24 protein-coding genes are annotated in these 25,280 nt (G+C 67.8%); 15 read left to right on the top strand and 9 right to left on the bottom strand.

The genetic code is table 11. The features are described 5' to 3' along the window. The first annotated feature begins 147 nt into the window (after nt 1-147). Entirely contained in the window at nt 148-414 is a 267-nt protein-coding gene (locus ACM6JT_RS29165; RefSeq protein ID WP_011545926.1) for a hypothetical protein, read from the top strand. Between the two features lie 42 nt (nt 415-456). Here ACM6JT_RS29165 and ACM6JT_RS29160 read toward each other — a convergent pair whose 3' ends face one another. Continuing rightward, nucleotides 457-1,773 carry an ATP-binding protein gene (locus tag ACM6JT_RS29160; protein WP_105392925.1) on the bottom strand — a complete coding sequence of 439 codons (1,317 nt, stop codon included), beginning with the start codon at nt 1,771-1,773 and terminating at the stop codon, nt 457-459. Next, nucleotides 1,757-2,482 carry a response regulator gene (locus ACM6JT_RS29155; protein ID WP_009693256.1) on the bottom strand — a complete coding sequence of 242 codons (726 nt, stop codon included), beginning with the start codon at nt 2,480-2,482 and terminating at the stop codon, nt 1,757-1,759. The genes ACM6JT_RS29160 and ACM6JT_RS29155 overlap by 17 nt, the downstream gene beginning before the upstream one ends. A 224-nt stretch (nt 2,483-2,706) precedes the next feature. On the opposite strand from ACM6JT_RS29155, the gene ACM6JT_RS29150 reads away from it, so the two are divergent. Next, entirely contained in the window at nt 2,707-3,255 is a 549-nt protein-coding gene (locus ACM6JT_RS29150) for a Spy/CpxP family protein refolding chaperone (RefSeq protein WP_034184768.1), read from the top strand. 69 nt (nt 3,256-3,324) lie between these two features. Here the strand turns inward: ACM6JT_RS29150 and ACM6JT_RS29145 are convergent, their stop codons facing one another. Then, nucleotides 3,325-4,020, bottom strand: coding sequence for a pirin family protein (locus ACM6JT_RS29145; protein WP_414857755.1), 696 nt, complete (start codon nt 4,018-4,020; stop codon nt 3,325-3,327). Nucleotides 4,021-4,392: 372 nt separating this feature from the next. On the opposite strand from ACM6JT_RS29145, the gene ACM6JT_RS29140 reads away from it, so the two are divergent. The 4 genes from ACM6JT_RS29140 (at nt 4,393) to ACM6JT_RS29125 (ending at nt 7,602) form a co-directional block, all read left to right on the top strand. Next, nucleotides 4,393-5,175 carry an ABC transporter substrate-binding protein gene (locus tag ACM6JT_RS29140; RefSeq protein ID WP_034184916.1) on the top strand — a complete coding sequence of 261 codons (783 nt, stop codon included), beginning with the start codon at nt 4,393-4,395 and terminating at the stop codon, nt 5,173-5,175. Between the two features lie 229 nt (nt 5,176-5,404). Continuing rightward, nucleotides 5,405-6,094 carry an ABC transporter permease gene (locus tag ACM6JT_RS29135; RefSeq protein ID WP_034184766.1) on the top strand — a complete coding sequence of 230 codons (690 nt, stop codon included), beginning with the start codon at nt 5,405-5,407 and terminating at the stop codon, nt 6,092-6,094. After that, nucleotides 6,091-6,804: an ABC transporter permease gene (locus ACM6JT_RS29130; protein ID WP_034184765.1), complete on the top strand. Its 714-nt coding sequence runs from the start codon at nt 6,091-6,093 to the stop codon at nt 6,802-6,804. Before ACM6JT_RS29135 ends, ACM6JT_RS29130 begins: the two co-directional genes overlap by 4 nt. An 18-nt stretch (nt 6,805-6,822) precedes the next feature. Beyond that, nucleotides 6,823-7,602, top strand: a complete 780-nt coding sequence (locus ACM6JT_RS29125; protein WP_034184764.1) for an ABC transporter ATP-binding protein — start codon at nt 6,823-6,825, stop codon at nt 7,600-7,602. A gap of 63 nt (nt 7,603-7,665) precedes the next feature. Here the strand turns inward: ACM6JT_RS29125 and ACM6JT_RS29120 are convergent, their stop codons facing one another. After that, nucleotides 7,666-8,163 (bottom strand): GNAT family N-acetyltransferase, encoded by a 498-nt coding sequence (locus tag ACM6JT_RS29120; protein ID WP_414857754.1) that lies wholly within the window; start codon nt 8,161-8,163, stop codon nt 7,666-7,668. A gap of 133 nt (nt 8,164-8,296) precedes the next feature. On the opposite strand from ACM6JT_RS29120, the gene ACM6JT_RS29115 reads away from it, so the two are divergent. Next, the gene (locus ACM6JT_RS29115) at nt 8,297-9,223 is read left to right on the top strand and encodes a LysR family transcriptional regulator (RefSeq protein ID WP_034184915.1); all 927 of its coding nucleotides are present in this window, start codon (nt 8,297-8,299) and stop codon (nt 9,221-9,223) included. Nucleotides 9,224-9,780: 557 nt separating this feature from the next. After that, nucleotides 9,781-10,866 (top strand): porin, encoded by a 1,086-nt coding sequence (locus tag ACM6JT_RS29110; RefSeq protein ID WP_034184914.1) that lies wholly within the window; start codon nt 9,781-9,783, stop codon nt 10,864-10,866. Between the two features lie 147 nt (nt 10,867-11,013). On the opposite strand, the gene ACM6JT_RS29105 is transcribed toward ACM6JT_RS29110, so the two are convergent. Together ACM6JT_RS29105 and ACM6JT_RS29100 are read right to left on the bottom strand one after the other, a co-directional pair. Next, a complete protein-coding gene (locus tag ACM6JT_RS29105) occupies nt 11,014-11,352 on the bottom strand; it encodes a P-II family nitrogen regulator (RefSeq protein ID WP_006398637.1) in 339 nt (112 codons plus the stop codon). A gap of 77 nt (nt 11,353-11,429) precedes the next feature. Next, entirely contained in the window at nt 11,430-13,136 is a 1,707-nt protein-coding gene (locus tag ACM6JT_RS29100) for an NAD+ synthase (protein WP_414857753.1), read from the bottom strand. 109 nt (nt 13,137-13,245) lie between these two features. Here ACM6JT_RS29100 and ACM6JT_RS29095 point away from each other — a divergent pair, with 109 nt between their 5' ends. Then, on the top strand, nt 13,246-14,424 hold the full coding sequence (locus ACM6JT_RS29095) for a GNAT family N-acetyltransferase (RefSeq protein WP_034184762.1): 1,179 nt from the start codon (nt 13,246-13,248) through the stop codon (nt 14,422-14,424). A 99-nt stretch (nt 14,425-14,523) separates the two neighbouring features. On the opposite strand, the gene ACM6JT_RS29090 is transcribed toward ACM6JT_RS29095, so the two are convergent. Continuing rightward, entirely contained in the window at nt 14,524-16,782 is a 2,259-nt protein-coding gene (locus tag ACM6JT_RS29090) for a glycoside hydrolase family 3 C-terminal domain-containing protein (protein WP_414857752.1), read from the bottom strand. 151 nt (nt 16,783-16,933) lie between these two features. Between ACM6JT_RS29090 and ACM6JT_RS29085 the strand changes: the two genes are divergently transcribed. Next, nucleotides 16,934-17,968 (top strand): helix-turn-helix transcriptional regulator, encoded by a 1,035-nt coding sequence (locus ACM6JT_RS29085; protein WP_034184760.1) that lies wholly within the window; start codon nt 16,934-16,936, stop codon nt 17,966-17,968. Nucleotides 17,969-18,017: 49 nt separating this feature from the next. Beyond that, on the top strand, nt 18,018-18,893 hold the full coding sequence (locus ACM6JT_RS29080; RefSeq protein WP_414857751.1) for a GIY-YIG nuclease family protein: 876 nt from the start codon (nt 18,018-18,020) through the stop codon (nt 18,891-18,893). A gap of 55 nt (nt 18,894-18,948) precedes the next feature. Here the strand turns inward: ACM6JT_RS29080 and ppa are convergent, their stop codons facing one another. Continuing rightward, the gene (ppa, locus tag ACM6JT_RS29075; protein WP_034178734.1) at nt 18,949-19,476 is read right to left on the bottom strand and encodes an inorganic diphosphatase; all 528 of its coding nucleotides are present in this window, start codon (nt 19,474-19,476) and stop codon (nt 18,949-18,951) included. A gap of 274 nt (nt 19,477-19,750) precedes the next feature. On the opposite strand from ppa, the gene ACM6JT_RS29070 reads away from it, so the two are divergent. The 4 genes from ACM6JT_RS29070 to ACM6JT_RS29055 all read left to right on the top strand — a co-directional run bounded on the left by ACM6JT_RS29070 (nt 19,751) and on the right by ACM6JT_RS29055 (nt 23,971). Beyond that, the gene (locus tag ACM6JT_RS29070) at nt 19,751-21,190 is read left to right on the top strand and encodes an aldehyde dehydrogenase family protein (RefSeq protein ID WP_105392933.1); all 1,440 of its coding nucleotides are present in this window, start codon (nt 19,751-19,753) and stop codon (nt 21,188-21,190) included. Between the two features lie 85 nt (nt 21,191-21,275). Next, a complete protein-coding gene (locus ACM6JT_RS29065) occupies nt 21,276-22,034 on the top strand; it encodes an SDR family oxidoreductase (protein WP_034178736.1) in 759 nt (252 codons plus the stop codon). A gap of 226 nt (nt 22,035-22,260) precedes the next feature. Next, nucleotides 22,261-23,565: an MFS transporter gene (locus ACM6JT_RS29060; RefSeq protein ID WP_407970778.1), complete on the top strand. Its 1,305-nt coding sequence runs from the start codon at nt 22,261-22,263 to the stop codon at nt 23,563-23,565. Between the two features lie 40 nt (nt 23,566-23,605). Further along, nucleotides 23,606-23,971 (top strand): DUF4180 domain-containing protein, encoded by a 366-nt coding sequence (locus tag ACM6JT_RS29055; protein WP_105392936.1) that lies wholly within the window; start codon nt 23,606-23,608, stop codon nt 23,969-23,971. A 119-nt stretch (nt 23,972-24,090) separates the two neighbouring features. On the opposite strand, the gene ACM6JT_RS29050 is transcribed toward ACM6JT_RS29055, so the two are convergent. Beyond that, nucleotides 24,091-25,278: a heme biosynthesis protein HemY gene (locus ACM6JT_RS29050; RefSeq protein WP_034178739.1), complete on the bottom strand. Its 1,188-nt coding sequence runs from the start codon at nt 25,276-25,278 to the stop codon at nt 24,091-24,093. Between the last annotated feature and the right edge of the window lie 2 nt (nt 25,279-25,280).

The raw sequence follows: 25,280 nt of genomic DNA, 5'->3' as shown, positions 1-25,280 counted from the left end.
CGTGCCGGGCATCAACAGCCGGACGAGCCGAAGCGGGTATGATCGGGGCTAGCCCCCGGGGTCTGTTGCGGCCGTTCTCGTGGCAACGCATGCGCGCTCCACAGGTAAACAGACCCCGGGGATCGATCGACGAGCGGGAGGAAGGGAATGGCAGGAAACTTGGTGATCGTCTGCCGCGATCAGGATGCCGACGCGTTCTACGAACTGATGCAGGAGTATGGGTCGTTCCAGACGCGGCTGTCGTCGACGGCGTGGTACCTGAACATGAACGTCGTGCCGGAATCGCTGCAGGAGGAAATCCTGGAGCGCCTCGGCCGCTATACGACCGTCTACATCTTCGAGGCCACCACCGTGACCTACAACACGATCGACAGCAACGCGGCCGAGACGCTCGGCACGCTGTTCGGCGAATGATGCCGCGCGGCGCTTGCCGGCCCGGGCAGGCGCCGCAGCCGCTTACGCGGCCTGTGCGTGGGGTTCGTCCTTCGGCACGACCTCGAACGGGAACGTCATCGCGACGCGCAGGCCGCCTTCGGGGCGGTTGCCGATGTCGCACGCCCCGCCCAGCCTGAGCACGAGCCGCTCGACGATCGCGAGCCCGAGCCCGCTGTGGCCGTTGCCGCCGCGCGCGGGGTCGAGCCGCACGAACGGCCGCGTCGCGACCGCGAGGTCGCGCGGCGCAATCCCGCCGCCGCTGTCGCTGACCGCCAGCACGTAGCCGGTCGGCGTGCGCGCCGTCTCGACGAATACGGGCGGTGCGCCGTACGCATGCGCGTTGTCCAGCAGGTTCGACAGGATCCGGTCGAGCGTCGCCGTCGGCAGCCGGAAGCCCGGATCGGCGTCGAGCCGCGTCTGGACCGTCGGCGCGTTCGGCGCGACCGCGCGATAGCTGCGTGCGATCCGCTCGCACGCCTGGTCGACCGGCACCGGCTCGCTGCGATCGGACCCGCCGTGCGCAAACACCAGAAACTGGTCGACGATGTGCGACATCGAGTCGACGTCGCGCACGACGCCGTCGCGCAAGCGCGCGTCGTCCATCATTTCCGCGCGCAGGCGCATCCGCGCAAGCGGCGTGCGCAGGTCGTGCGCGACGCCCGCCAGCATCACCGCGCGGTCGTTGTCGGCCTGCGACACCTGTTCCACCATCTGGTTGAAGCCATGCGTGAGCTGGCGCAGCTCGCGCGGGCCGCGCTCGCGCAGCGGCGGCACCGGCTGCCCGCGACCGAAGCGCGCGACCGCGCGCGCGAGCGAGCGCAGCGGCTGCTGCAGCTGCCAGGCCGCGAACAGCGCGGCGATCACGCCGGCCGAGAAGATCGTGCCGAGCCATAGCAGCATCCGGTCCAGCGAGCGCGGCGGACGCAGCGGCTGCACGGGCACCACGATCCAGTTGCGGTCGGTCGGCTCCTTGACCCACAGCACCGGCGGATGGCCCGGCGCGCCGATCTCGACGCGCGTACCGGGCGGCATCCGCTCGCTGACATCGTCGCGGAAGCGCTTGAGCGCCGCCGGCAGGTTCGACAGATCGCCGTTCGGCACGTCGGCGCTGTCCGGCGTCACGAGCCGCACGCGCGACGGCAACGGCTGGTCGGGCGTGCGCTCGACGTGCTGGCGCACCGCGTCGACCAGGAACGCGGCCTCCTCGACCGCGTAGCGCGTCTGCATCTGGTTGCGCTCGAGCCGCATCGCGAAAAACCACGCGAAGTGCGACAGGAGCAGGACGCCAACGACGAGCAGCGCGAGCCGCCCGAACAGCGAATCAATGGGTTTGCGCATGGGCCTCGCCGTCGGGCACGAACACGTAGCCGCGCCCGCGGACCGTCTGGATGAAGCGCGGCGTCGACGGATCCGTTTCGAGGATGCGGCGCAGGCGCCACACCTGGACGTCGATGCCGCGGTCGGTGCCGTCGTACTCGGGCCCGTGCAGCAGCTCGAGCAGCCGCTCGCGCGTGAGCGTGCGCAGCGCATGGTTCACGAAGATCTTCAGCAGCGCGAATTCACTGCTCGACAGCGTCGCCGGCTTGCCGTCGACCGACAGCGTGCGCGCCTGGAAGTCGAGCACGAAGCGGCCGAACGCGAACGGTTCGCGCTGTTCGGGCGCGGCCGCCGACGGCGTCGCGCGACGGCGGCGCAGCACGGCCTGCACGCGCGCGAGCAGCTCGCGCGGGTTGAACGGCTTGCCGAGGTAGTCGTCGGCGCCGAGTTCGAGCCCGACGATGCGGTCGACGTCGTCCGCACGCGCGGTCAGCATGATCACGGGAATGTCGTCGCCGGCCGCGCGCAACTGGCGCAGCGCGGTCAGGCCGTCCACGCCCGGCATCATCAGGTCCAGCACGATCAGGTCGGGCCGCTCGCGCTCGAGACGCTTCTCGAGCGTCGCCGCGTCGTGCAGCACGGACACTTCCATCCCCTGGCGCACGAGATAGTCGCGCAGCAGGTCTCGGAGTTCTTGGTCGTCGTCGACGATGAGGATCTGGGTAGTCATGGCTCGAAGTTTACCGCGCGAGGGCGGAGTCGAAGAACGAAACAAAGGGATGAAAGGGTTACTGCGGGTTACGGCGCAAGGGAACTGTAATGCGCGGTAACCGGGCCGCCGCCCCACGTAACACCGGCCGGGGCCGGCATCGCTAACCTGCGTCTTACCGGATGCGTTACGCGGCTTTCCCCGTATCGCATCGCCGGACCCTCTGGATACAAGGAGTTTCTGAAATGTATAAGAAGACTTCCCGCGTGGCCATCGCGGCCGCCACCGTGCTCGCCCTCGCATTCGGCACCGCGCATGCCGCGCCGCCCACCGACATGCCGCCGCCGGGCGGCCCCGGCATGCACCAGATGCACGGGCACGACGGCGGCCCGTTCGGCGCGATCATGAAACTGCACGACCAGCTGAAGCTCAACGCGTCGCAGGAACAGCAATGGCAGACGGCCGTCAACACGATGAAGCAGAACCGTGATGCGATGCGCAAGAGCCACGAGCAGATGCGCGAGCAGTTCAAGGCGCAGCAGAACCAGCCGATCCTCGACCTGAACGCGATGCACGCCGCGCGCCAGCAGGCCGAACAGCAGAACGCGCAACTGCGCGAACAGACGTCCGCCGCGTGGCTCGCGTTCTACAACGGGCTGAACGACCAGCAGAAGACCACGGTCAGCACGGCGCTCAAGCAGCAGTACGCGCAGATGCAGCAGCGCCACGAGAAGATGAAGGAGCGCTGGGAACAGCATCGTGCGGCCAAGGGCGCATCGGCGCCGGCGCAGTAAGCCGGCAAGCCGCTCCGCGGAGCGGCGCCGAAGGGGACGCGGGCACCGGCCCGCGTCCCCTTTTTTGTTTCACGCAACGTCGAACAGCAGCACCTCGGCCGCCCGGCCGCGCGCGACCGTGACCGCGTCCACGCCGCCGATGCCCGCGCCATCGCCCGCCGCCAGCGCGCGACCGTTGATCTCCACCTCGCCGCGCGCCACATGCGCATAAACGCGGCGGCCGGCCGGCACGTCGAACGCCGCCCGCTCGTCCCCGTCGATCCATCCCGCGAAGATTCGCGCATCCGCGCGCACCGGCAGCGAGCCGTCGTCGCCGTCCGGCGACGCGACGAGCCGCAGCCGGCCGCGTTTCTCGCTGTCGGCGAAGCGCGCGTGCGCATAGCCGGGCCGGCCGCCCGGCCCGGCTGGCGCGAGCCGGATCCGCAGCAGGCGCAGCGGCTGGTCGCGCGACGCATTGGTTTCGCTCAGCAGGATGCCCGTGCCGGCGCTCGTGCGCTGCACGCCGCCCGCGCGGACGATCGCGCCGCTGCCCATGCTGTCGCGGTACGCGAGCGCGCCGTCGAGCACGTAGGTGACGATTTCCGTATCGCGGTACGGACGCATGCCGAAGCCGCGGGTCGGCGCGATGCACTCCTCGCTCAGTTCGCGCAGCGCGCCGAACGCCGGCGCGGCGCCACGACCGGCGGCGTCGGGAAAGCTGTGATGGGATTCGTGCCAGCCGTGGCTGCGCTGGTCGCGATCGGCGGCGCGACGGATCTCGAACATGGGGCGGGCACTCCGGAAGGCGGGGTCTCTTTGCGGGTTTACCTCCACTGTAGGGGCGCGCCGATGGCGCCACAATCCGCCGCCCGCGCACCGCATCGTTGCACCCGCACATTCAATTGCCGAAATATTCGTTGCGAATACCGCGATTGCCGCAACAGCCGAATCGCAGAATCGAAGAATCGATCTATCGCGCCGGATTGCCGTTTTCCGGGTATCGCGTTCGGGTAAAATACCGCCCTTTTGGCGTTCGCCCGTCCGGCGGCCGCCATCGCCAGAACGCCGATCGGCGAATTTTGGCCGTCTAGAATACGCCGCGGCGCCCGGTCCGACCGGCCGCGAGCGCCCCGGAAAGTCAGCAACAGAAGGATGGAAATGAAGAAGGCCGCCCTGTGCGCCGCCCTCGCCCTCGTGGCGGGCAGCGCCTTCGCGAAGGAGTGGAAGACCGTGCGGATCGGCGTCGATGCCAGCTACCCGCCGTTCGAGTCGACCGCTCCGAGCGGCGAGATCGTCGGTTTCGACGTCGATCTCACCAAGGAGATCTGCAAGCGGATCAACGTGAAATGCGTGTGGGTGGCGCAGGACCTCGACGGGATCATCCCGGCGCTGAAGGCGAAGAAGTACGACGTCATCGTGTCGTCGCTGACCGTCACGGACAAGCGCCGCGAACAGATCGACTTCTCCGACAAGGTGTACGACGCACCGGCGCGGATGATCGCAAAGACCGGCTCGCCGCTGCTGCCGACGGTCGCGTCGCTGAAAGGCAAGCGCGTCGGCGTCGAGCAGGGCTCGACGCAGGAAACCTACGCGAAGGCGTACTGGGAACCGCAGGGCGTGACGGTCATTCCTTACCAGAATCAGGACCAGGTCTATACCGATCTCGGCTCGGGCCGCCTCGACGCGACGCTGCAGGACGAACTGCAGGCCGACTACGGCTTCCTGCGCACGCCGCGCGGCAAGGGCTTCGCATTCGCCGGACCGGAAGTGAAGGATCCGAAAACGATCGGCGACGGCACCGCGATCGGCCTGCGCAAGGAAGATACGGACCTGAAGCTCAAGATCAACACCGCGCTGGCCGACATGCACAAGGACGGCACGTACGACCGGCTGTCGCACAAGTACTTCTCGTTCAGCGTCTATTCGGCTTCGGCACGCTGAGCGCGGACAAAAAGAAGCAACGGATGCGGGGGCGGCCCTGCATCCGGGCAGTACAGGCAGTCAACCACGCGCCGCCCGCCCCCTTGCCCGCCGCTCGCGCGACGGGCTGGCCCGGCACCGTTGCCGGGGCGGACGGTCATGATACGCACGGGGCGTTCCGCGCAGCTTGGCGGGCGCGTCTTTCGCGGCGCACCGCGTGCGCCCTCAGGGACCACACCAGGGACCACATATGTTTCTACAAGGTTACGGCCCGCTGATCCTCGCAGGCACCTGGCAAACCGTCAAACTGGCGGTGCTTTCGCTTGCGCTGTCGTTCCTGCTGGGTCTGCTCGGCGCGGGCGCGAAGCTGTCGCGCAACCGCGTGACGCACGGCATCGGCACCGTCTACACGACGCTGATCCGCGGCGTGCCCGACCTCGTGCTGATGCTGCTGCTGTTCTACAGCCTGCAGATCTGGCTGAACATCGCGACCGACGCGCTCGGCTGGGACCAGATCGACATCGACCCGTTCCTCGCCGGCGTGCTCGTGCTCGGCTTCATCTACGGCGCGTACTTCACCGAGACGTTCCGCGGCGCGTTCCTGTCGGTGCCGCGCGGCCAGCTCGAGGCCGGCAGCGCGTACGGGATGACGAACTGGCAGGTGTTCACGCGGATCATGTTCCCGCAGATGATGCGCTTCGCGCTGCCGGGCATCGGCAACAACTGGCAGGTGCTCGTGAAGTCGACCGCGCTCGTGTCGATCATCGGCCTGGCCGACGTCGTGAAGGCGTCGCAGGACGCCGGCAAGGGCACGCTGCGGTTCTTCTTCTTCACGCTGATCGCGGGAGCGGTCTACCTCGCCATCACGACGATCTCGAACTTCGTGCTGATGTGGCTCGAAAAGCGCTACTCGACCGGTGTCCGCAAGGCTGACCTATGATCGAACTCATCCAAGAATACTGGCGCAACTATCTGTACACCGACGGCTATCGCATCACCGGCGTCGCGATCACGCTGTGGCTGCTGGTCGTGTCGATCGGCCTCGGCTTCTGCCTGTCGGTGCCGCTCGCGGTCGCGCGCGTGTCGAAGAGGAAGTGGCTGTCGAGCGCCGTGTGGCTCTACACGTACGTGTTCCGCGGCACGCCGCTCTACGTGCAGCTGCTGCTCTGCTACACGGGCCTCTACAGCCTGCAGGCCGTGCGCGGCACACCGATGCTCGACGCGTTCTTCCGCGACGGGATGCACTGCACGCTGCTCGCGTTCACGCTGAACACCTGTGCGTACACCACCGAGATCTTCGCGGGCGCGATCAAGGCGACGTCGTACGGCGAGATCGAAGCCGCGCGCGCGTACGGGATGACGCCGTTCACGATGTATCGCCGCGTGATCCTGCCGTCGGCGCTGCGCCGCGCGCTGCCGCTGTACAGCAACGAAGTGATCCTGATGCTGCACGCGACGACGGTGGCGTTCACCGCGACCGTGCCGGACATCCTGAAGATCGCCCGCGACGTGAACTCGGCTACCTACATGTCGTTCCACGCGTTCGGCATCGCCGCCCTGCTCTACCTCGTGATCTCGTTCGCGCTCGTGTGGCTGTTCCGCCAGGCCGAGCGCCGCTGGCTCGCATATCTGCGCCCGCAAGGCAAGTAAGTTTCCGCAGGACTATTGATGAATTCCCAGACCCAGAAGCTTTTCGTCGACGATCTCCACAAACGCTACGGCAGCAACGAGGTGCTCAAGGGCGTGTCGCTGAAGGCGAACGCCGGCGACGTGATCAGCGTGATCGGCTCGTCCGGCTCCGGCAAGAGCACGATGCTCCGCTGCATCAACTTCCTCGAACAGCCGAACGCCGGCCGCATCTTCGTCGACGGCGAGGAAGTGCGCACCGCCCTCGACAAGGCCGGCGCGCTGCGCGCGGCCGATCCGAAGCAGTTGCAGCGCGTGCGTACCAAGCTGTCGATGGTGTTCCAGCACTTCAATCTCTGGTCGCACATGAACGTGCTCGAGAACGTGATGGAAGCGCCCGTGAACGTGCTCGGCATCCCGAAGAAGGAAGCCGAGGATCGTGCGCGCGCGTATCTCGAGAAGGTCGGCCTCGCGCCGCGCGTCGAGAAGCAGTATCCGTCGCACCTGTCGGGCGGCCAGCAGCAGCGCGTCGCGATCGCGCGCGCGCTGGCGATGCATCCGGACGTGATGCTGTTCGACGAGCCGACGTCGGCGCTCGACCCGGAGCTGGTGGGCGAAGTGCTGAAGGTGATGCAGAAGCTCGCCGAGGAAGGCCGCACGATGATCGTCGTCACGCACGAGATGGGCTTTGCGCGCAACGTGTCGAACCACGTGATGTTCCTGCACCAGGGCCGCGTCGAGGAAGAAGGCGTGCCGGCCGAGGTGTTTGCCAACCCGAAGAGCGAACGCCTGCGCGGGTTCCTGTCGGGCAGCCTCAAGTAACGCACGTAACGTACGCAACGCACGACGTGCGAACGGGCGCCTCGCGGGGCGCCCGTTTTGCGTTTACGCGGCGCTCACCGGCGCGCCGTCGGCGAACGCGCGCAGTTCGTCGCCCGCGAGCCGGTAACGCACCCATTCGCTCTGCGGCGCGGCGCCGACGCTCTCGTAGAAACGGATCGCCGGCTCGTTCCAGTCGAGCACGCTCCATTCGAACCGCCCGCAGCCCGATTCGACTGCGATCCGCGCGAGCGCCTTCAGCAGGCGCAACCCGGCGCCCGCGCCGCGAAAACGCGGCGACACGTACAGATCCTCGAGATACAGCCCCTGCCGGGCAAGCCAGGTCGAATACGAGAAGAAATACACGGCGAAGCCGACCGGCTCGCCGTCGACCTCGCACATCAGCGCGCGCGCCGGCGATCCTTCGCCGAACAGGCTGCGCTCGAGCGACGCGGGCGTCGCGATCACTTCGTGCTCCGCCTTCTCGTAGACGGCCAGCTCGGTAATGAAGCGCAGGATCAGCGGCACGTCGGCGACGGTGGCGGTACGGATGTCGATTTGCACGGGTTGAGCCCTCCTCCGGCCCGGACTTGAAACGGAAAGCGACGCCGCGCAAGCGCGCTGGCGCCGATCAGACCGTCATGCTACGTTCGCGCCGTGCCGGCAGGAAGTGCAGTTTCTTCATCCGGACCTGAACATGATGCATCCCGACCTGCGTCGTCTCGACCTGAACCTGCTGCTCGCGTTCGACGCGCTGTACCGCCACCGATCGGTCGCCGCGGCCGCGCACGAGCTTGCAATGAGCCCGTCCGCGCTGAGCCACGCGCTCGCGCGGTTGCGCGACGCGATCGGCGACGCGCTGTTCGTGCGACTCGGCAACGAGATGCAGCCGACCGTGCGCGCCGACGACATCGCCACGTGGGCCGGCGACGCGCTCGACGCGATGTCGAAGGGGCTCGCCCGCGCGCGCCGCTTCGATCCCGCGCAAAGCGACCGCACGTTCGTGTTCGCCGCGACCGACTACACGGCGTTCGCGGTGCTGCCGGCGTTCCTCGCGCGCATCCAGCACGTCGCGCCGCGGCTGCGGATCCGCGTCGTGCATTCCGACCGGAAGATTTCCGTCGACGAGCTGGCGGCCGGCCGCATCGATTTCGCGCTCGGCTACCACGAGGAATCGACGGCCGACGCGCCGGGCATCGAGGATTTCGACTGGTTCTCCGACGACTACGTCGTGATCGCAAGCGCCGCGCATCCGGACATCCGCCGGCGGCTGACGCTCGACCAGTACCTGGCGGCCCGCCACGTGGTCGTCACGCCATGGAACGAAGCGCGCGGCGTCGTCGACTACGTGCTCGACCGGCTCGGCCTCGCGCGGCAGGTCGCCGTGCAGTTGCCGACCGTGCTCGCCGCGCCGTTCGTGATCGCGGAATCCGCACTCCTGATGACCGTGCCGAACCGCGCCGCGCAGGCGCTGCGGCACGCGGCGCCGATCCGCATCTTCCCCGCGCCGTTCGAGATCCCGCGCTACACGGTGAAGGTCTACTCGCACGCGAAGCATGCGCGCACCGATGCGCACCGCTGGATTCGCGCGCAGCTGCTCGACGCACGGCCGGGCCCCGGCTGAACTCGATACGCCGCAGCCGCACGCCTTATGCGGCGGGCGTTGCAGGCATGGGACAGCGGCATCCGGCGGCCGCCGATTCATTACGAAATACTTACCAATTTCACGTCTTTCGCGCTTACGCCCGCGCCCCTGCAACGTCAATAGTGGCAATCCTTGACCCATGTACGCGGAATTCATGTCTCCCTTGCGGGACAAGGGTTTTCCGGTAATTGCGAACCCTTATGGCACCTGTTGCGCACTGTGTTGCATGGCAAATTGGCGACAGGTGTTAGTCAAACAACGATTTCCATCGCCACAAAATTGTATTTTTGCTAAATTAGTAACCAAAGTAGCAAAACGAAGTTCGTGAAATGTAGTTTAGCTTCACGACAATACAAGGAGACCCCGCAGGCCGACCCGGCTGCGCGGGACCGCTCAACGGTTTTCCGTCTGCTTGCCCGCGTGCCGTGCTTACCGGCCCTGCACGAGGTCTCCCTGGTTATCCCGCTTTTGCCCGGCGCTCGCGCTCCGGGCATCTCGTGCAGTCTGGGTTGACTTTTTGACAGGGTATGGAGGAGATGATGAAGAAAGCTTTGGTCGCGGCCGCGCTGATGGCTGCTGGGGTGGTGACGGCGCACGCGCAGAGCAGCGTCACGCTGTATGGCCGTCTGGATGCCGGCATCGAGTACTTGAACGGCCTGCAAAACGGCCACCAAGTGCGCGCGGAAAGCGGCGACTGGGGCACGAGCCTGTGGGGCTTGAAGGGTAGCGAGGACATCGGCGGCGGCAACAAGGTCCTGTTCCACCTCGAAGGCGCGTTCAACACGATGAACGGCGGCCTCGGCACGTCCGGCTCGATCTGGGATCGTTTCGCGACGGTCGGCATCTCGAACGACCGCTACGGTACGCTGCTGTTCGGTCGTGAACTCGCGATCGCGAACGGCGTGTGGGACTTCGATCCGCTGGGCCAGTCGAGCTGGTCGTCGGCATCGCTCGTGCGCGGCCGCAACTGGAACAAGACCAGCAACAACGTGTCGTACCAGTCGCCGCAGTTCTACGGCTTCGACTTCTACGGCCAGTTCGCGTTCTCGAACTCGACCAGCTTCAACGGCAACACGACGGCCGGCCAGCCGGGCCGTGCAGCCGGCGCGCAGATCACCTACACGAACTCGCTGTTCCAGTTGCGCGGCATCTACGACGAAACGCGCGACAGCAACGGCCGCTTCTCGGACGTGTTCAACTACTCGCGTGAATACTTCGCGGGCGCGAACGTGTTCCTCGGCCAGTTCAAGCTGCAGGCCGCCTACCAGTCGTCGCACGCGGACGGCAGCGGCGGCCCGGCCGTCAACAACGGTATCACCGGCACCCAGCAGGTCTGGGGCGGCGTGACGTGGCAGGCCACGCCGGCAGCGGCGCTGATCGCGGCCGTGTATCACGTGAACGCGAACCACGGCGGCGGCAACGCGAACATCTACACGGTCGGCGGTTCGTACAACATCTCGAAGCGCACGCTGTTCGACGTCCAGGTCGCGACGGTGCGCAACAGCTCGACGGCCAACTTCGGCCTGAACGCGAACGGCGCGGGCACGGCCGTGTCGACCGGCAACCCGCATCCGGGCGGCAGCCAGACCGGCGTCTACGCCGGCATCCAGCACCTGTTCTGATCAGGCGCCGTCCAAAGAACGATTCGACAACACTTTCCACGCTGCTGCGAGAGGCGCGTATCGGTGCGGTACCCAACCGGGTATCGCACCGTTTTTTATTGGCGGGCCGGTTTCGCACGGCCCACTGACCACTGACGAATGCGGCGCTCAGACGGCCGCTTCGTTCTCTTCGCCGGTACGGATGCGGATCACGCGTTCGACGTCCGACACGAAGATCTTGCCGTCGCCGATCTTGCCGGTGCGCGCCGCGCCGATCACCGCGTCGATCACCTGGTCGACCTGCGCTTCCGCGACGACCACCTCGATCTTCATCTTCGGCAGGAAGTCGACCACATATTCGGCGCCGCGATACAGCTCGGTATGCCCCTTCTGGCGGCCAAAGCCCTTCACTTCCGTCACGGTCAGGCCCGTGAGACCCACTTCGGCGAGCGCTTCGCGGACTTCGTCCAGCTTGAACGGCTTGATGATGGCTGTAATGCGTTTCATGATGGTTGTCCCTCAATGCTCGTTTGGATGAAAAAGCGCGATCCCGATTGTAAGCCGTGCGGTAAGCCGCGCACGGGTCAGTCGAGACGCTCGGTAAAGCGTGACGTGATCGGGTAGCGCCAGTCGCGCCCGAATGCGCGATGCGTGACGCGGATGCCGATCGGCGCCTGGCGGCGCTTGTATTCGTTGATCTTGATGAGCCGCGTCACGCGTTCGACGTCGGCCTGCGCATAACCGGCCGCGACGATCTCGGCGAGCGGCCGGTCCTCTTCCATGTACATCCGCATGATCGCGTCGAGCACGTCGTACGGCGGCAGGCTGTCCTGGTCGGTCTGGTTCTCGCGCAGCTCGGCCGACGGCGCGCGCGTCAGGATCCGCTCGGGGATCACGTTGCGCAGCACGTAGTCGGCCGTCTCGTTGCGATAGCGGCAGAGCCGGTACACGAGCGTCTTCGCGATATCCTTGATCACCGCGAAACCGCCGGCCATGTCGCCGTACAGCGTGCAGTAGCCGACCGCCATCTCGCTCTTGTTGCCGGTCGTCAGCACGATCGAGCCGAACTTGTTCGACAGCGCCATCAGCAGCGTGCCGCGAATGCGCGCCTGGATGTTCTCCTCGGTCGCATCTTCCGCGAGGCCCGCGAACTCGCCCGCGAGCGACGCGCGGAATGCGTCGAACATCGGCGCGATCGCGATCTCGTCGTAGCGCACGCCGACGCGCCGCGCCATCTCCGCCGCATCGGTGGTCGAGATGTCGGCCGTGAAACGCGACGGCATCATCACCGCGCGCACGCGCTCGGGACCGAGCGCATCGCATGCGACGGCCAGCACCAGCGCGGAATCGACGCCGCCCGACAGCCCGACGAGCACGCCGGGAAACCCGTTCTTGCCGATGTAGTCGCGCACGCCGGTCACGAGCGCGCGGTACACCTGCGCATCCGTCGATAGCTCGGGCGCGATCGCGCCGGGCAGCGGCTGCGCGCCGTCGAATTCGACGATCGCGTGCCCTTCGTCGAACTGCGGCATCTTCGCGACCAGCACGCCTTGCGCGTCGAGCACGAACGAGCCGCCGTCGAACACGAGCTCGTCCTGGCCGCCGACGAGGTTCACGTACACCATCGGCAGCCCGGTCTCGCGAATCCGCGCGCGCAGGATCTCGATGCGCACCGCTTCCTTGTTCATGTGGTACGGCGAGCCGTTCGGGATCAGCAGCACCTGCGCGCCGGCCGCCTTCGCGATCTGCGCGGCCGACGCGTGCCACGCGTCCTCGCAGATGATCACGCCGTATTTCACGCCGTTCAGCTCGAACACGAGCGGCTCGGCGTCCGTCGCGAAATAGCGCTTCTCGTCGAACACCTCGGCGTTGGGCAGATCCTGCTTGCGGTAGGTGCCGACGATCTCGCCGCCGACGATCAGCGACGCCGCGTTGAAGGTGTCGGTAGGCGGCACGCCGCGCTCGATCGGGCGGTTTGCATTACCATCGACGGCTGGCGCGATCGGATCGCCGCCCACGCCGCGCATCGGATGGCCGACCAGCACCGCAAGCCCGTCGAACGGCTTCAGCGCGTCGGCGAGCGAGTCGAGCGCGGCGGCGGCCGCCGCGTAGAACGCGGGCCGCAGCAGCAGGTCTTCCGGCGGATAGCCGGACAGCGCGAGTTCGGGCGCGACCATCAGGTGCGCACCATCGTTGTGCGCGGCGCGCGCGGCTGCGACGATGCGCGCGACGTTGCCGGCGAAATCGCCGACGGTGACGTTGATCTGGGCGAGAGCGAGTCGGGTCTTCATGACGGGATCGGCGCAGCCCGGCGGCGCGCCCTGAACGGCTGACGAAATCGTCCCGGATGCGGGCCACGACGGCACGCATCCGGCAACATCCAACGGTACGGATTCACGCTTGAAACACGAACGCATCGATTATCGCACGGGCATCCTGTCGTCCCCCGCGGAGGTGCCGGCCGAAGAGTGGAACGCGCTGCTCGCGCGCGACGCGCAGCCGACGCCGTTCCTGCGCCACGAATTCCTCGACGCGCTGCACGTCGCGCGCTGCGCGGTCGACGATACCGGCTGGTCGCCGCACTTCGTCACGCTGACCGATGCGGGCACCGGCCGCCTCGTTGCTGCCGCGCCCGTCTACGCGAAGCAGCATTCGTACGGCGAATACGTGTTCGACTGGGCGTGGGCCGACGCGTACCAGCGCAACGACCTGCCCTACTACCCGAAACTGCTGTGCGCGGTGCCGTTCACGCCGGTGCAGGGCACGCGCCTGCTCGCAGCCGACGACGATGCGCGCCGCCGGCTCGCGGCCACGCTGCTCGCATTCGCCGAGCAGAGCGACGTGTCGTCGCTGCACGTGCTGTTCCCGACCGGCGACGAAGCGCGGCTCCTCGAATCGATGGGGATGATGCTGCGCGAAGGCGTGCAGTTCCACTGGATCAACGACGGCTACCGCCACTTCGACGATTTCCTCGCCACGCTCGAGCAGAAGAAGCGCAAGAACATCCGCGCGGAACGGCGCAAGGTGCACGATGCGGGCGTGACGTTCCGGCGGCTCACCGGCGACCGGATCAGCGATGCCGACTGGCGCTTCTTCTCGCGCTGCTACCGGCAGACCTACCGCGAACACTATTCGAGCCCGTACCTGAACCTCGACTTCTTCCGCACGATCGGCGCGACGATGCCCGAGAACCTGCTGCTCGTGATCGCGGAAGCCGACGGCCAGCCGATCGCGAGCGCGCTCGCCATCTACCGGCGCGGCGAGCACGGCGGCGGCACGCTGTACGGCCGCTACTGGGGCGCGCTCGAGCACGTGCCCTGCCTACATTTCGAAACGGCCTACTACCAGCTGCTCGAATTCTGCATCGAGGCCGGGCTCGATACGTTCGAAGGCGGTGCGCAAGGCGAGCACAAGCTCGCGCGCGGTTTCCTGCCGACCGTCACGCACTCCGCGCACTGGCTCGCGCACCCGGCGTTCTCGGATGCGGTCGCGCGCTTTCTCGAACGCGAGACCGAGCAGATTCACGCGTACGTCGACGAGCTGCGCGAGCACGATCCGTTCCGGCGCGGCGCCGAGTAGCGCGAGTCGGCGCGTGCGCCGCCGGTCTGCATCGGGCACATTCGGCGCGGGGCCGGCCGGAGCGATGCTCCGGGTCTGCCCCGCGCATGACGCGGCCGGTCAGCGCGCCGCGAGCGACACCGCCTGCGACAGCGCCTGCGGATCGCGCGACGACGCGGCGGCCGTGAGCGTATAGCTGCCCGCGCTTACCCGCCATGCATGCGTGTTCACGTCCCAGGTCGCGAAACGCTGCGACGGAACCGCAATGCTGAGCGCGCGCGACTCGCCCGGCTGCAGCGCGACCTTGGTCCAGCCGACGAGCCGCTTCGGCGGTTCGCCGAGCGATGCGGGCAACGCCGCGTAGATCTGCACCGTTTGCGTACCGGCCCGCGCGCCCGTGTTCGTCACCGTCACGCCAACCGTCACGTTGCCCGATGCATCGGCCTGCGCGGTCATCCCGGCAAGGGCATACGTCGTGTACGACAGCCCATAGCCGAACGGGAACAGCGGCTCGATCGCCTTCGCGTCGAACCAGCGGTAGCCGTACGCGAGCCCTTCCGCATAGACCGATTGCCGGCCCGACGGGTCGATCGTCGGCTGAGGCAGGTCGGCCTCCTGCTTCGGGAACGTCAGCGGCAGCCGGCCCGACGGGTTCGCATCGCCGAACAGCAGGTCCGCGATCGCCTGGCCGCCCTGCACGCCCGGATACCATGCGTCGAGCACGCCGTGTACGTTCGCGAGCCACGGCATCAGCACGGGGCTGCCGTTCTCGAGCACGACGATCGTGCGCTTCGCCTTCGCCGCGACCGCGGCGATCAGCGCGTTCTGGTCGTACTGCTGGTTGTACGGATCGGCCTTCGCATCGGGCAGCGACAGGCTCGCCAGGTCGAGCCCTTCCGTCTGCCATTGCGTCGCGAACACGATCGCGACATCGGCCTGCGCGGCCGCGTTCGCGGCGGCGTTCGCATCGGTCCCGTCGAGATAGCTGACCGACGCGTTCGGCGCCTTCGCGCGGATCGCCGCGAGCGGCGCGGACTTGTACCAGGTCGCACAGCCTCCGAACAGCGTGTCGGCCGGCTGCTGGCAGGTCGTCACCGCATTGCCGTCGATCGCCGGCACCGCGCCCGAGCCGCCGCCCGACAGCACGCCCGCGTCCGCATGGCCGCCGATCACGACGACCGACTTGAGCACGCCGGCCGCCAGCGGCAGCACGGGCTGCGCATCGCCGGGCACGGCCGCGTTCTTCAGCAGCACCGCGGACTGTCGCGCGATCGCGAGCGCATCGGCGTTGCCGGCGGCTTCGTCGATCGCACCGCCCGGCTTCGGCGGCGCGTCCATCACGCCGATGCGGATCAGCGTGCGCAGCTTGCGCTGCACCATGTCGTTCAGGCGCGCGACCGATACGCTGCCGGCCTGCAGCGCCGCACGCAGCTTCGTGTTGAAGAACGAGCCGAGCGGCGCGTTGTTGTCGTCGGCCGCGCCCGGCTGTTCCTCGTCGAGCCCCGCCTGTACGGCCGCGACCGTCGAATGCGTCGCGCCCCAGTCCGACTGTACGACGCCCTTGAAGCCCCACTCGTTCTTCAGCACCGTCGTCAGCAGATACGGGTTCTCGCACGCATAGACGCCGTTCAGCTTGTTGTACGAGCACATGACGTTGCCCGGCTGGCCGTCCTTCACGCCGATCTCGAACGCGAGCAGCTCGGCCTCGCGCATGGTCCGCTCGTCGACGACCGAATCGATCGTCATCCGGTTGGTTTCCTGGTCGTTGAACGCGAAGTGCTTGATCGTCGCGATCACCTTCTGCGCCTGCGTCGCGTTCGTGCGCGCGGCGCTCAGCGTGCCCGCGAGCACCGGATCCTCGCCCATGTATTCGAACGTGCGGCCGTTGCGCGGCTCGCGCGCGAGGTTCACGCCGCCGCCGAGCCCTTCCGCGAAACCGAGCGCGCGCAGTTCGAGCGCGATGCGCGTGCCGTAGGTGCCCGCGAGCGCCGGATCCCATGTCGCCGCGAGCGCGACCGGCGCGGGCAGCGCGGTCACGCGCGCATTCTTCACGTTCACGCCGCCCGCCGAATCGGCGCTGCTGACGCCCGGGATGCCGAGCCGCGGCACGCCCGGGATGTAGCTCGCGCCGTTCAGCGCATCGGTCGGAAACGGCCCGCCCAGGTCGAGTGCGGGCAGGCCCGTGCCGTGCACGAGCTGCAGCTTCTCGTCGGTCGTCAGTTGCGCGACGAGCGAGGCCGCGCGCTGGTCGGCAGCGGCATCGGGGTCGGCCGGCGCGACGGGGCCCGGCTGAATGTCGTCGCCGCCGCACGACGCGAGCAGCACCGTGAGCGCGCACGCGGACGCGATCGTCGAACACCGGAACAGCGAAGTTTTCATTGATCCTCCTGAATCGATCTGTTGTACTTGTCGCCACACTCCAGCGTCCGAGTCTAAAAATCGACCGGTCACCACGCTTGACCGGCAGGAGCATGCGTTGACCTCTCGCAGCGGGGACAAACCCGAACGGCATGACGACAGGGAGACAGACATGGAGTTGCGACAGAAATCGGTATCCATCCGGATCTACCGCTGGCTGTGCGAAGACGCGCGCGCGAACGGCATCGACGTTGCTCCGCTTTACGAGGCGCTCGGCATCGGGCCGGCCGAGCTCGCCGACGACACGCGCCGCATCGCGGGCGACCGGCACGTCGCCGCGATGCGGCTGACGAGCGGATGGCCGCTGTCCTGGCACCGCTCGCCGCCTCAGGCCGTGCCGTGGCTCGTGCCGTTCCCGGAGCTCGCGGGCGTCACGTGCAACGCGGCGACGCTGCGCGACGCGCTGCACGGTTACCTGCACTATCGCGAGCTGATCGGCAACGTCGACTGGGTCTTCGCGCACGAGAACGGCGATGCGATCGCGCTCGAATACGTGAACGAAGGAGACGGCCGGCACGCGGGCAGCGCGCTCGCGAACCTCGCGATCCTCGCGGCGCTCGCGCGCCTGTACGATCCGCACGTGCGCGTCGACGACGCGGAATTCGCCGGCCGTGCGTTCGCGCCCGCGGCCGCGCTGCGCGACATGCTCGGCGCGCCGGTGTCGTTCGACGCTGCGCACAACCGCATCGTGCTGCGCTCTGCGCACTTCGACACGCCGTTCGAGCGCTACAATGCGCCGCTCGCCGGCATCCAGCGTCATGCGGCCGACGCCGCGCGCGACCGGGTTCGCGTGCGCTCGACGTTCGGCTCGTCCGTCGAGCAATGCGTGCGCGACTGGCTGCGTACCTCCGACGACGCCGACGTGCCGGCCGACACGCTGATGCAGCACGTGTGCACGCGCTTCGCGATGTCGCGCTGGACGCTGCGCCGGCGGCTGCATCGCGAAGCCGTCGGCTTCCACGCGCTCGTCGCGCAGGCACGGCTCGGCGAGGCGCGCGACCTGCTGCTGAATACGCAATTGCCGATCGGCGAGATCGGCGTGCGCGTCGGCTTCCGTTCGACGAGCGCGTTCACGCGCTTCTTCACGCGCGAACTCGGCGCGGCGCCGAGCCGCTTTCGCGACGGGCACGGCGACGGACTGCGATGACGCGCAACTTTTCTGAGACACTGGCGGCTTCGCATCCCGCCGCCCCGCCATGTCCTGGTTTCTGTATCTGATCGAATGCGCCGACGACAGCGTCTACACGGGCATCACGACCGACGTCGCCGCGCGCTTCGACGAGCATGCCGCCGGCAAGGGCGCGCGCTACACGCGCTCGCGCAAGCCGCGCGCGGTGCTCGCGTCGTTTCCGCTGCCCGACCGGTCGAGCGCGTCGCGCGCCGAATACTGGGTGAAGCGGCTCACGCCCACGCAGAAGCGCGAGCTGGCGGCCGGGTTGCGGACGCTGGAATCGGTGCTGCCGGTTGGTGTGACGGTCGACGGAAATGGTGAGGCTGCCGGGTTGAAGGCGGGTGCGCGCGGGCGGAAGAAGGTGAAGGCAAAAGCGGAGACCGTCGATAGCGCGACGAAGACGGCTGAAATTGAGCGGCCTGCCGCGAAGACCGGAAAAAACGGAAAAGCCGAGAAAGCCGAGAAAGCCGAGAAAGCCGAGAAAGCCATCAAGTCTGCGAAAACCGCGAAGACCCGACAAGCCGCCAATGCTCCAAAGGCGGCAAAAGCCGCGCCGGTCGCGAAGAACGCGAAGACCGACGGCGATGCGGTCGTGAAAAAGACCTCGTCGCGCGGCACGCCGTCGAAAAAAGGCCAACAGGCCGCGTCCTCATCGTCGAAAAGAAAAGCTCCGGCAACCAACGGCAAGCCCGTCACGAACGGACGCGACACCACCGGCCCCGCACCGGTTCGCCGCCGTCCGTCGGCCACGAAATCCGCCGAAGCCACCGAAATCTCCGTTGTCCGTCGCCGCACCAAACGCGCGAAGGACACACCGAATACCACCACCCCGCCCGCGCCCGCATCGCCTTCCGCACGCAAGAAAACCGCGCGCGCAAAACAAAACCGCGCGGCCTCCTGAGGAGACACGCGCGGTTTTGCGTTTCACACGAACCGGCCGTCGGCCGGCGCGCCGCTTACTTCTTGTAGTTCGCGGCGCCGTCGGTGATTTCCTTGTGCGCGGCTTCGATGCCGGCCCAGCCTTCGACCTTCACCCACTTGCCCTTCTCGAGCGCCTTGTATTGCTCGAAGAAGTGCTTGATCTGGTCCTTCAGGTACTCGGGCACGTCGTCGATCGACTTCAGGTTCGCCGTCATCGGGCAGATCTTGTCGTGCGGCACCGCGACCAGCTTCGCGTCGACGCCCGACTCGTCGGTCATCTGCAGCATGCCGAGCACGCGCGAACGCACGATCGAGCCGGCCAGCAGCGGGAACGGCGTGATCACCAGCACGTCGACCGGATCGCCGTCGCCCGACAGCGTCTGCGGGATGTAGCCGTAGTTCACCGGATAGCGCATGCCCGTGCCGATGAAGCGGTCGACGACGAGGAGGCCCAGCTCCTTGTCCGCCTCGTACTTCACCGGATCGCTTTGCGCGGGAATCTCGATGATCACGTTGAAATCTTGCGGCAGGTCCTTGCCGGCCGGAACATGATTGAAGCTCATGAGCGCTCTCTGTAGGTCGATGGGAATTCGGGACAGGGCGCCGCGGCCGATGCACCGCCGCAGGCGTCCCTCAACGGAATGCGCCATTATAGCCAATCGACCGGTGGCGTCCGGATGACGATCGGCGCGATAATCGTTCCGGATGTCCGGCCGTCGAACCACAAGCGGCGTTGGACGGGATCGACGTCGGCGCTGAAGCGCCGGCGCCGGTCGACCGCGAAGCATGGGACCAGAGTAAGCGCTGAAGCGCTAACGCTGTTCGACAGGAGCAGGCATGGAAGAGGCGAAGCACTTCATCGCGGGTGAATGGACGTTGCCCGCGCAACTGGAAACGATCGCGGTCATCGACCCATCCGACGGCCAGCCGTTCGCGACGATCGCGCGCGGCACCGCGCCCGACATCGAGCGCGCGGTCGCCGCGGCCCGCGATGCGTTCGCAGGCGCATGGGGCGCCGCGAGCGCCGCCGAGCGCGGCCGCGTGCTGATGCGGCTGTCGGCGCGCGTGGCCGATTCCATCGAGGAACTCGCGGCGATCGAGGCGCGCGACACCGGCAAGCCGCTGAAGCAGGCGCGCGCCGATGCGGCCGCGCTCGCGCGCTACTTCGAGTTCTATGCAGGCGCCGCCGACAAGCTGCACGGCGAAACCCTCCCCTATCAGGCCGGCTATACGGTGCTGACGGTGCGCGAACCGCACGGCGTCACGGGCCACATCGTGCCGTGGAACTACCCGATGCAGATCTTCGGGCGCAGCGTCGGCGCGGCGCTCGCGGCCGGCAACGCGTGCGTCGTCAAGCCGGCCGAGGATGCGTGCCTGTCGGTGCTGCGCGTCGCCGAACTGGCCGCCGAGGCCGGGCTGCCGGCCGGTGCGCTCAACATCGTCACCGGCTACGGCCATGAAGCCGGCGCCGCGCTCGCGCGCCATCCGGGCATCGACCACATCTCGTTTACGGGTTCGCCGGCCACCGGCAAGCTGGTCACGCAGATGGCGGCCGAGAACCACGTGCCGGTCACGCTCGAACTCGGCGGCAAGTCGCCGCAGATCGTGTTCGCCGATGCCGATCTCGAAGCGGCGCTGCCCGTGCTCGTGTCGGCGATCGTGCAGAACGGCGGCCAGACCTGCTCGGCCGGCAGCCGCGTGCTGATCGAGCGCGCGGTCTACGAGCCGCTCCTCGAGCGCCTCGCTACCGCGTTCAACGGGCTGCGCGTCGGCCCGAGCCGCGCCGACCTCGACTGCGGCCCGCTGATCAACGCGAAGCAGCAGCAGCGCGTGTGGGATTTCCTGTCCGACGCGCAGCACGACGGCATTCCGATGGCCGCGCACGGGCAGGTCGTCGCCGACGCGCCCGAAAGCGGCTTCTACCAGGCACCCGCGCTGTTGCGCGACGTGCCGCCGTCGCACCGGCTTGCGCAGGAGGAAGTGTTCGGCCCCGTGCTCGCCGCGATGCGCTTCGTCGACGAAGACGAAGCCGTCGCGCTCGCGAACGGCACGCCGTACGGCCTCGTCGCGGGCATCTGGACGCGCGACGGCGCGCGCCAGATGCGCGTCGCGCGGCGCCTGCGTGCGGGCCAGGTGTTCATCAACAACTATGGCGCGGGCGGCGGCGTCGAACTGCCGTTCGGCGGCGTCGGCCACTCGGGTCACGGCCGCGAAAAAGGCTTCGAGGCGCTGTACGGCTTTACCGCACTGAAGACGATCGCGATCCGGCACGGCTGAACGCGCGGCACGCGAAACGCGGCCGGCAGCGGCCGGCCGCATTGCGCAGCAAGACGACTCTCATAACCAGCACAGGAGACACACCATGCGGTTGAGCGGCAAGACGGCCATCGTCACGGGCGGCGGCTCGGGGTTCGGCGAAGGCATCGCGAAGACGTATGCGCGCGAAGGCGCGAACGTCGTCGTCAACGACCTGAACGGCGCGGCGGCCGAGCGCGTCGCGAGCGAGATCGCGCTCGCGGGCGGCAAGGCGATCGCGGTGGCGGGCGACGTGTCGAAGCAGGACGACTGGCACGCGCTGCTGCAGGCCGCGCTCGACGATTTCCATTCGGTGCAGATCGTCGTGAACAACGCAGGCACCACGCACCGCAACAAGCCGGTGCTCGACGTGACGGAAGCCGAGTTCGACCGCGTGTACGCGGTCAACATGAAGAGCCTGTTCTGGTGCGTGCAGACCTTCGTTCCGTACTTCCGCGAACGGGGCGGCGGCGTGTTCGTGAACGTCGCGTCGACGGCCGGCGTGCGGCCGCGCCCGGGCCTCGTCTGGTACAACAGCACGAAGGGCGCGATGATCACCGCGAGCAAGTCGCTCGCGGCCGAACTCGGCGCCGACCGCATCCGCGTGAACTGCATCAATCCCGTGCTCGGCGAGACGGCCCTGATGACCGAATTCATGGGCTGCGAGGACACGCCCGACAACCGCAGCCGCTTCCTCGCGACGATCCCGCTCGGCCGCTTCTCGACACCGCAGGACATCGCGAACGCGGCGCTTTACCTCGCGTCCGACGAGGCCGAATTCATCACGGGCGTCTGTCTCGAAGTCGACGGCGGACGCTGCATCTAGCCGCACCTGGCTGTTCGCGTGCCGCGTCGGGATTCACCGGCCGGCACGGCATTCATGTATTGCTTCGCACGACACCGGATCGGGTGCCGATGTATCGGCTCCGGTCAACCATAAAAACCGCAAAGCACGGGATCCAGGCAGGCGCTGAAGCGCCGACTTGGGTCGACCGCATAGCATGGGACCCAAGTAAGCGCTAAAGCGCCAACTTGGGTCGACAGGAGACAAAATGGCAACATCGACGCAGTCGCTGCCGGGTTCGTCCGGCGCATTCGAGGAAGCAACCTACCGCAAGGTGTCGTGGCGGCTCACGCCGCTCCTGCTGCTGTGCTACGTGGTCGCGTATCTCGACCGCGTGAACGTCGGGTTCGCGAAGCTGCAGATGGCGAGCGACCTGAACCTGAGCGACACCGTCTACGGGCTCGGCGCCGGGATCTTCTTCTTCGGCTATTTCCTGTTCGAGGTGCCGAGCAACATCATCCTGCACAAGGTCGGCGCGCGCGTGTGGATCGCACGCATCATGGCGACCTGGGGCGTGATCTCGATCCTGACGATGTTCGTCACGACGCCCGCGATGTTCTACGTGATGCGCTTCCTGCTCGGCGTCGCCGAAGCGGGCTTCTTCCCCGGCGTGATCCTCTACCTCACCTACTGGTATCCCGCGCACCGGCGCGGCCGGATGACAACGTTCTTCATGACGGCAGTCGCCTTGTCCGGCGTGATCGGCGGGCCGCTCTCGGGCTTCATCCTGAAGGCGTTCGACGGCATCAGCGGGTGGCACGGCTGGCAATGGCTGTTCCTGCTCGAAGGCATCCCGTCGGTGCTGGTCGGCGTGCTCGTGTTCTTCAAGCTCGACGACCGGATCGCGAAGGCGAACTGGCTGACCGACGACGAAAAGGCGCTGCTCACGCGCAACGTCGACGCGGAGGAAGCGACCAAGGAAGATCCACCGCTCGGCGCCGTGCTGGCAAGCCCGCGCGTGTTGCTGATGGCGCTCATCTACTTCTCGTTCGTGATGGGGCTCTACGGCGTCGGCTTCTGGCTGCCGACGATCATCAAGGCGACGGGCGTCACCGACACGTTCGCGATCGGCCTGCTGTCGGCGATTCCGTATGCGGCCGCGGTGGTCGCGATGATCCTGATCGCGCGCAGCGCGGACAAGCACCGCGAACGCCGCTGGCACCTCGCGATTCCGGCCGCGATCGGCGCGCTGGGGCTCGTGCTGTCGGTGATCTGGGCGCACCAGACCGCGCTCGCGATGCTCGGCCTCACGCTCGCGACGATCGGCATCCTGACGACGCTGCCGCTGTTCTGGAGCCTGCCGACCGCGTTCCTCGGCGGTGCGGCCGCCGCGGCCGGCATCGCGATGATCAACTCGATCGGCAATCTCGCAGGCTTCCTGAGCCCCTACCTGATGGGCTGGCTCAAGCAGGCGACGGGCGCCAACGACGCGGGCATGTACATGCTTGCGGGGTTCCTCGTGCTCGGCGGGCTGCTCGCACTGTCGGTGCCGAAGCGGCTGGTCGACAAGTGATGCGCGGGGCATGACGATCATGTCGACGGAGCCAACCCTCATGCCCCACCGCATCGTTCAGGCGGCCGACAGCCGCGTACTGGTCCTGGATCCTGCCGCCGGCCTCGTGCAGCGGGAAAGCGATGCGCTCGACCTCGTCGCGCTCGCGCACGAGCATGAAGCCGACTGGGTCGCAGTCCCCGCCGACGCACTGCACGACGACTTCTACCGGCTCGACAGCGGACTGGCCGGCGCGGTGCTGCAGAAACTCGTCAACTACGGCGTGCGGCTCGGCGTGGTCGGCGACATCGACCGCTGGCTCGCGCGCAGCGAAGCGCTACGCGCGCTCGTTCGCGAGTCCAATCGCGGGAAATCGGTGTGGTTCGTCGCGAACGAGGACGACCTGCTGCGCAGGTTCGGCGCGTAGCGGATAACGCGTCCGGCGCCGGCGCGCAGCGGACAAGAAAATGCCCCGAAGGCCATCCGGCGTTCGGGGCATGTTGCGCAGCGCAGCGGGCCGCCGGCAGCAGGCGGCCGCGGCTTGCGTCAGACCACGGTAATCGCGAGCGCGCTTTCGCGGTAGTGCTTCGCGGCCTTGTCGGTTTCGCCGAGCTGCTCGAACAGACGCGCGAGCGCGCGATGCGCACGCACCTTCAGCGCCTCGTTGTCGGCCAGCTTCAGCGCCGCTTCGAGGAACGCTTGCGCCTTGCCCCACAGTTGCTGCTGCTGGCAGAGACGGCCGAGCGCGAACAGCAGGTCGGCATCCTCCGGGTGATCCTTCTTCCACCCTTCCGCCTTCTGGATCAGCGGCAGCGCATCGGCGCCGGCCGTGTCCGGGTAACGGCGCAGCAGACGTGCATCCCAGTTGTGCGCGAGCGCTTCCTCGACGATGCGGCGCGCTTCGTTGCGACGCTCGAGCGGCACGAGCAGGTCGGCCGCGAGATCGGCAAGACGCGGCGACTGGCGCTCGACCGGCGACAGCGACTGCCACACCTCGAGCAGCGCGTCCGGATCGTGCCGGCGTTCGCGCAGCAGGTTTTCCGCGGCCTGCTGGCGCAGCCGCACGGCCGCGGCCGGATGCAGCGCCTCGCGCTTCTCGAGCGCCTTCGCGAGCTTCAGCACCTCGGCCCAGTTCTTCAACTGCTGCTGCGCGCGCAGCGCAACCTGCTGCGCATGGATGCGCTTGCCGCCCGCCTGCATGTCGGCCAGCGCGGCAAGCGCGCCGTCGGCATCGCGCGCGTCCGCGCGCATGTCGGCCGCGGCGAGCAGCCGTGCGTCCTGCCATTCGGGCGCGTCGACCTTCGACAGCCAGTCGTCGCGGCGCGTGTACTCGTGCATCCGGTGCGCGGCAGTGGCCGCGACGAGACTCGCGGCACCCAGGTTCGCGTCGACCGACAGCGCGTCGCGCGCGGCCTTCTCCGCGCGCGAGAACCGGCCCGCGTACAGGTTCGAGATGGCATCGCGCAGCGACGCCTGTGCCTTCTCGTTGCGCGAACGCGCACGATACGCGGCGACCCGCTGCGGCATGCGCCAGATGTTGCGCACGATGCGCAGCAGCGCATACACGACGATGAAAAGCACGACGATGGCGATCACGAACAGGTTCAGCGACACGTCGATCCGGTACGGCGGATAGACGAGCAGCACCTGCCCCGCGTCGAAACGGCCGAAGGTGGCGAGCGCCGCGGCGATCGCGAACAGGACCGCGAGCCAGACGATTCCTCGAAGCGTCATCG

The organism is Burkholderia sp. IT-111MI5 (assembly GCF_949752865.1).
Taxonomy (GTDB): Bacteria; Pseudomonadota; Gammaproteobacteria; order Burkholderiales; family Burkholderiaceae; genus Burkholderia; species Burkholderia pyrrocinia_C.
Note: the sequence above shows the minus strand (reverse complement) of the source record. Positions and strands in the feature narration are given on the sequence as shown.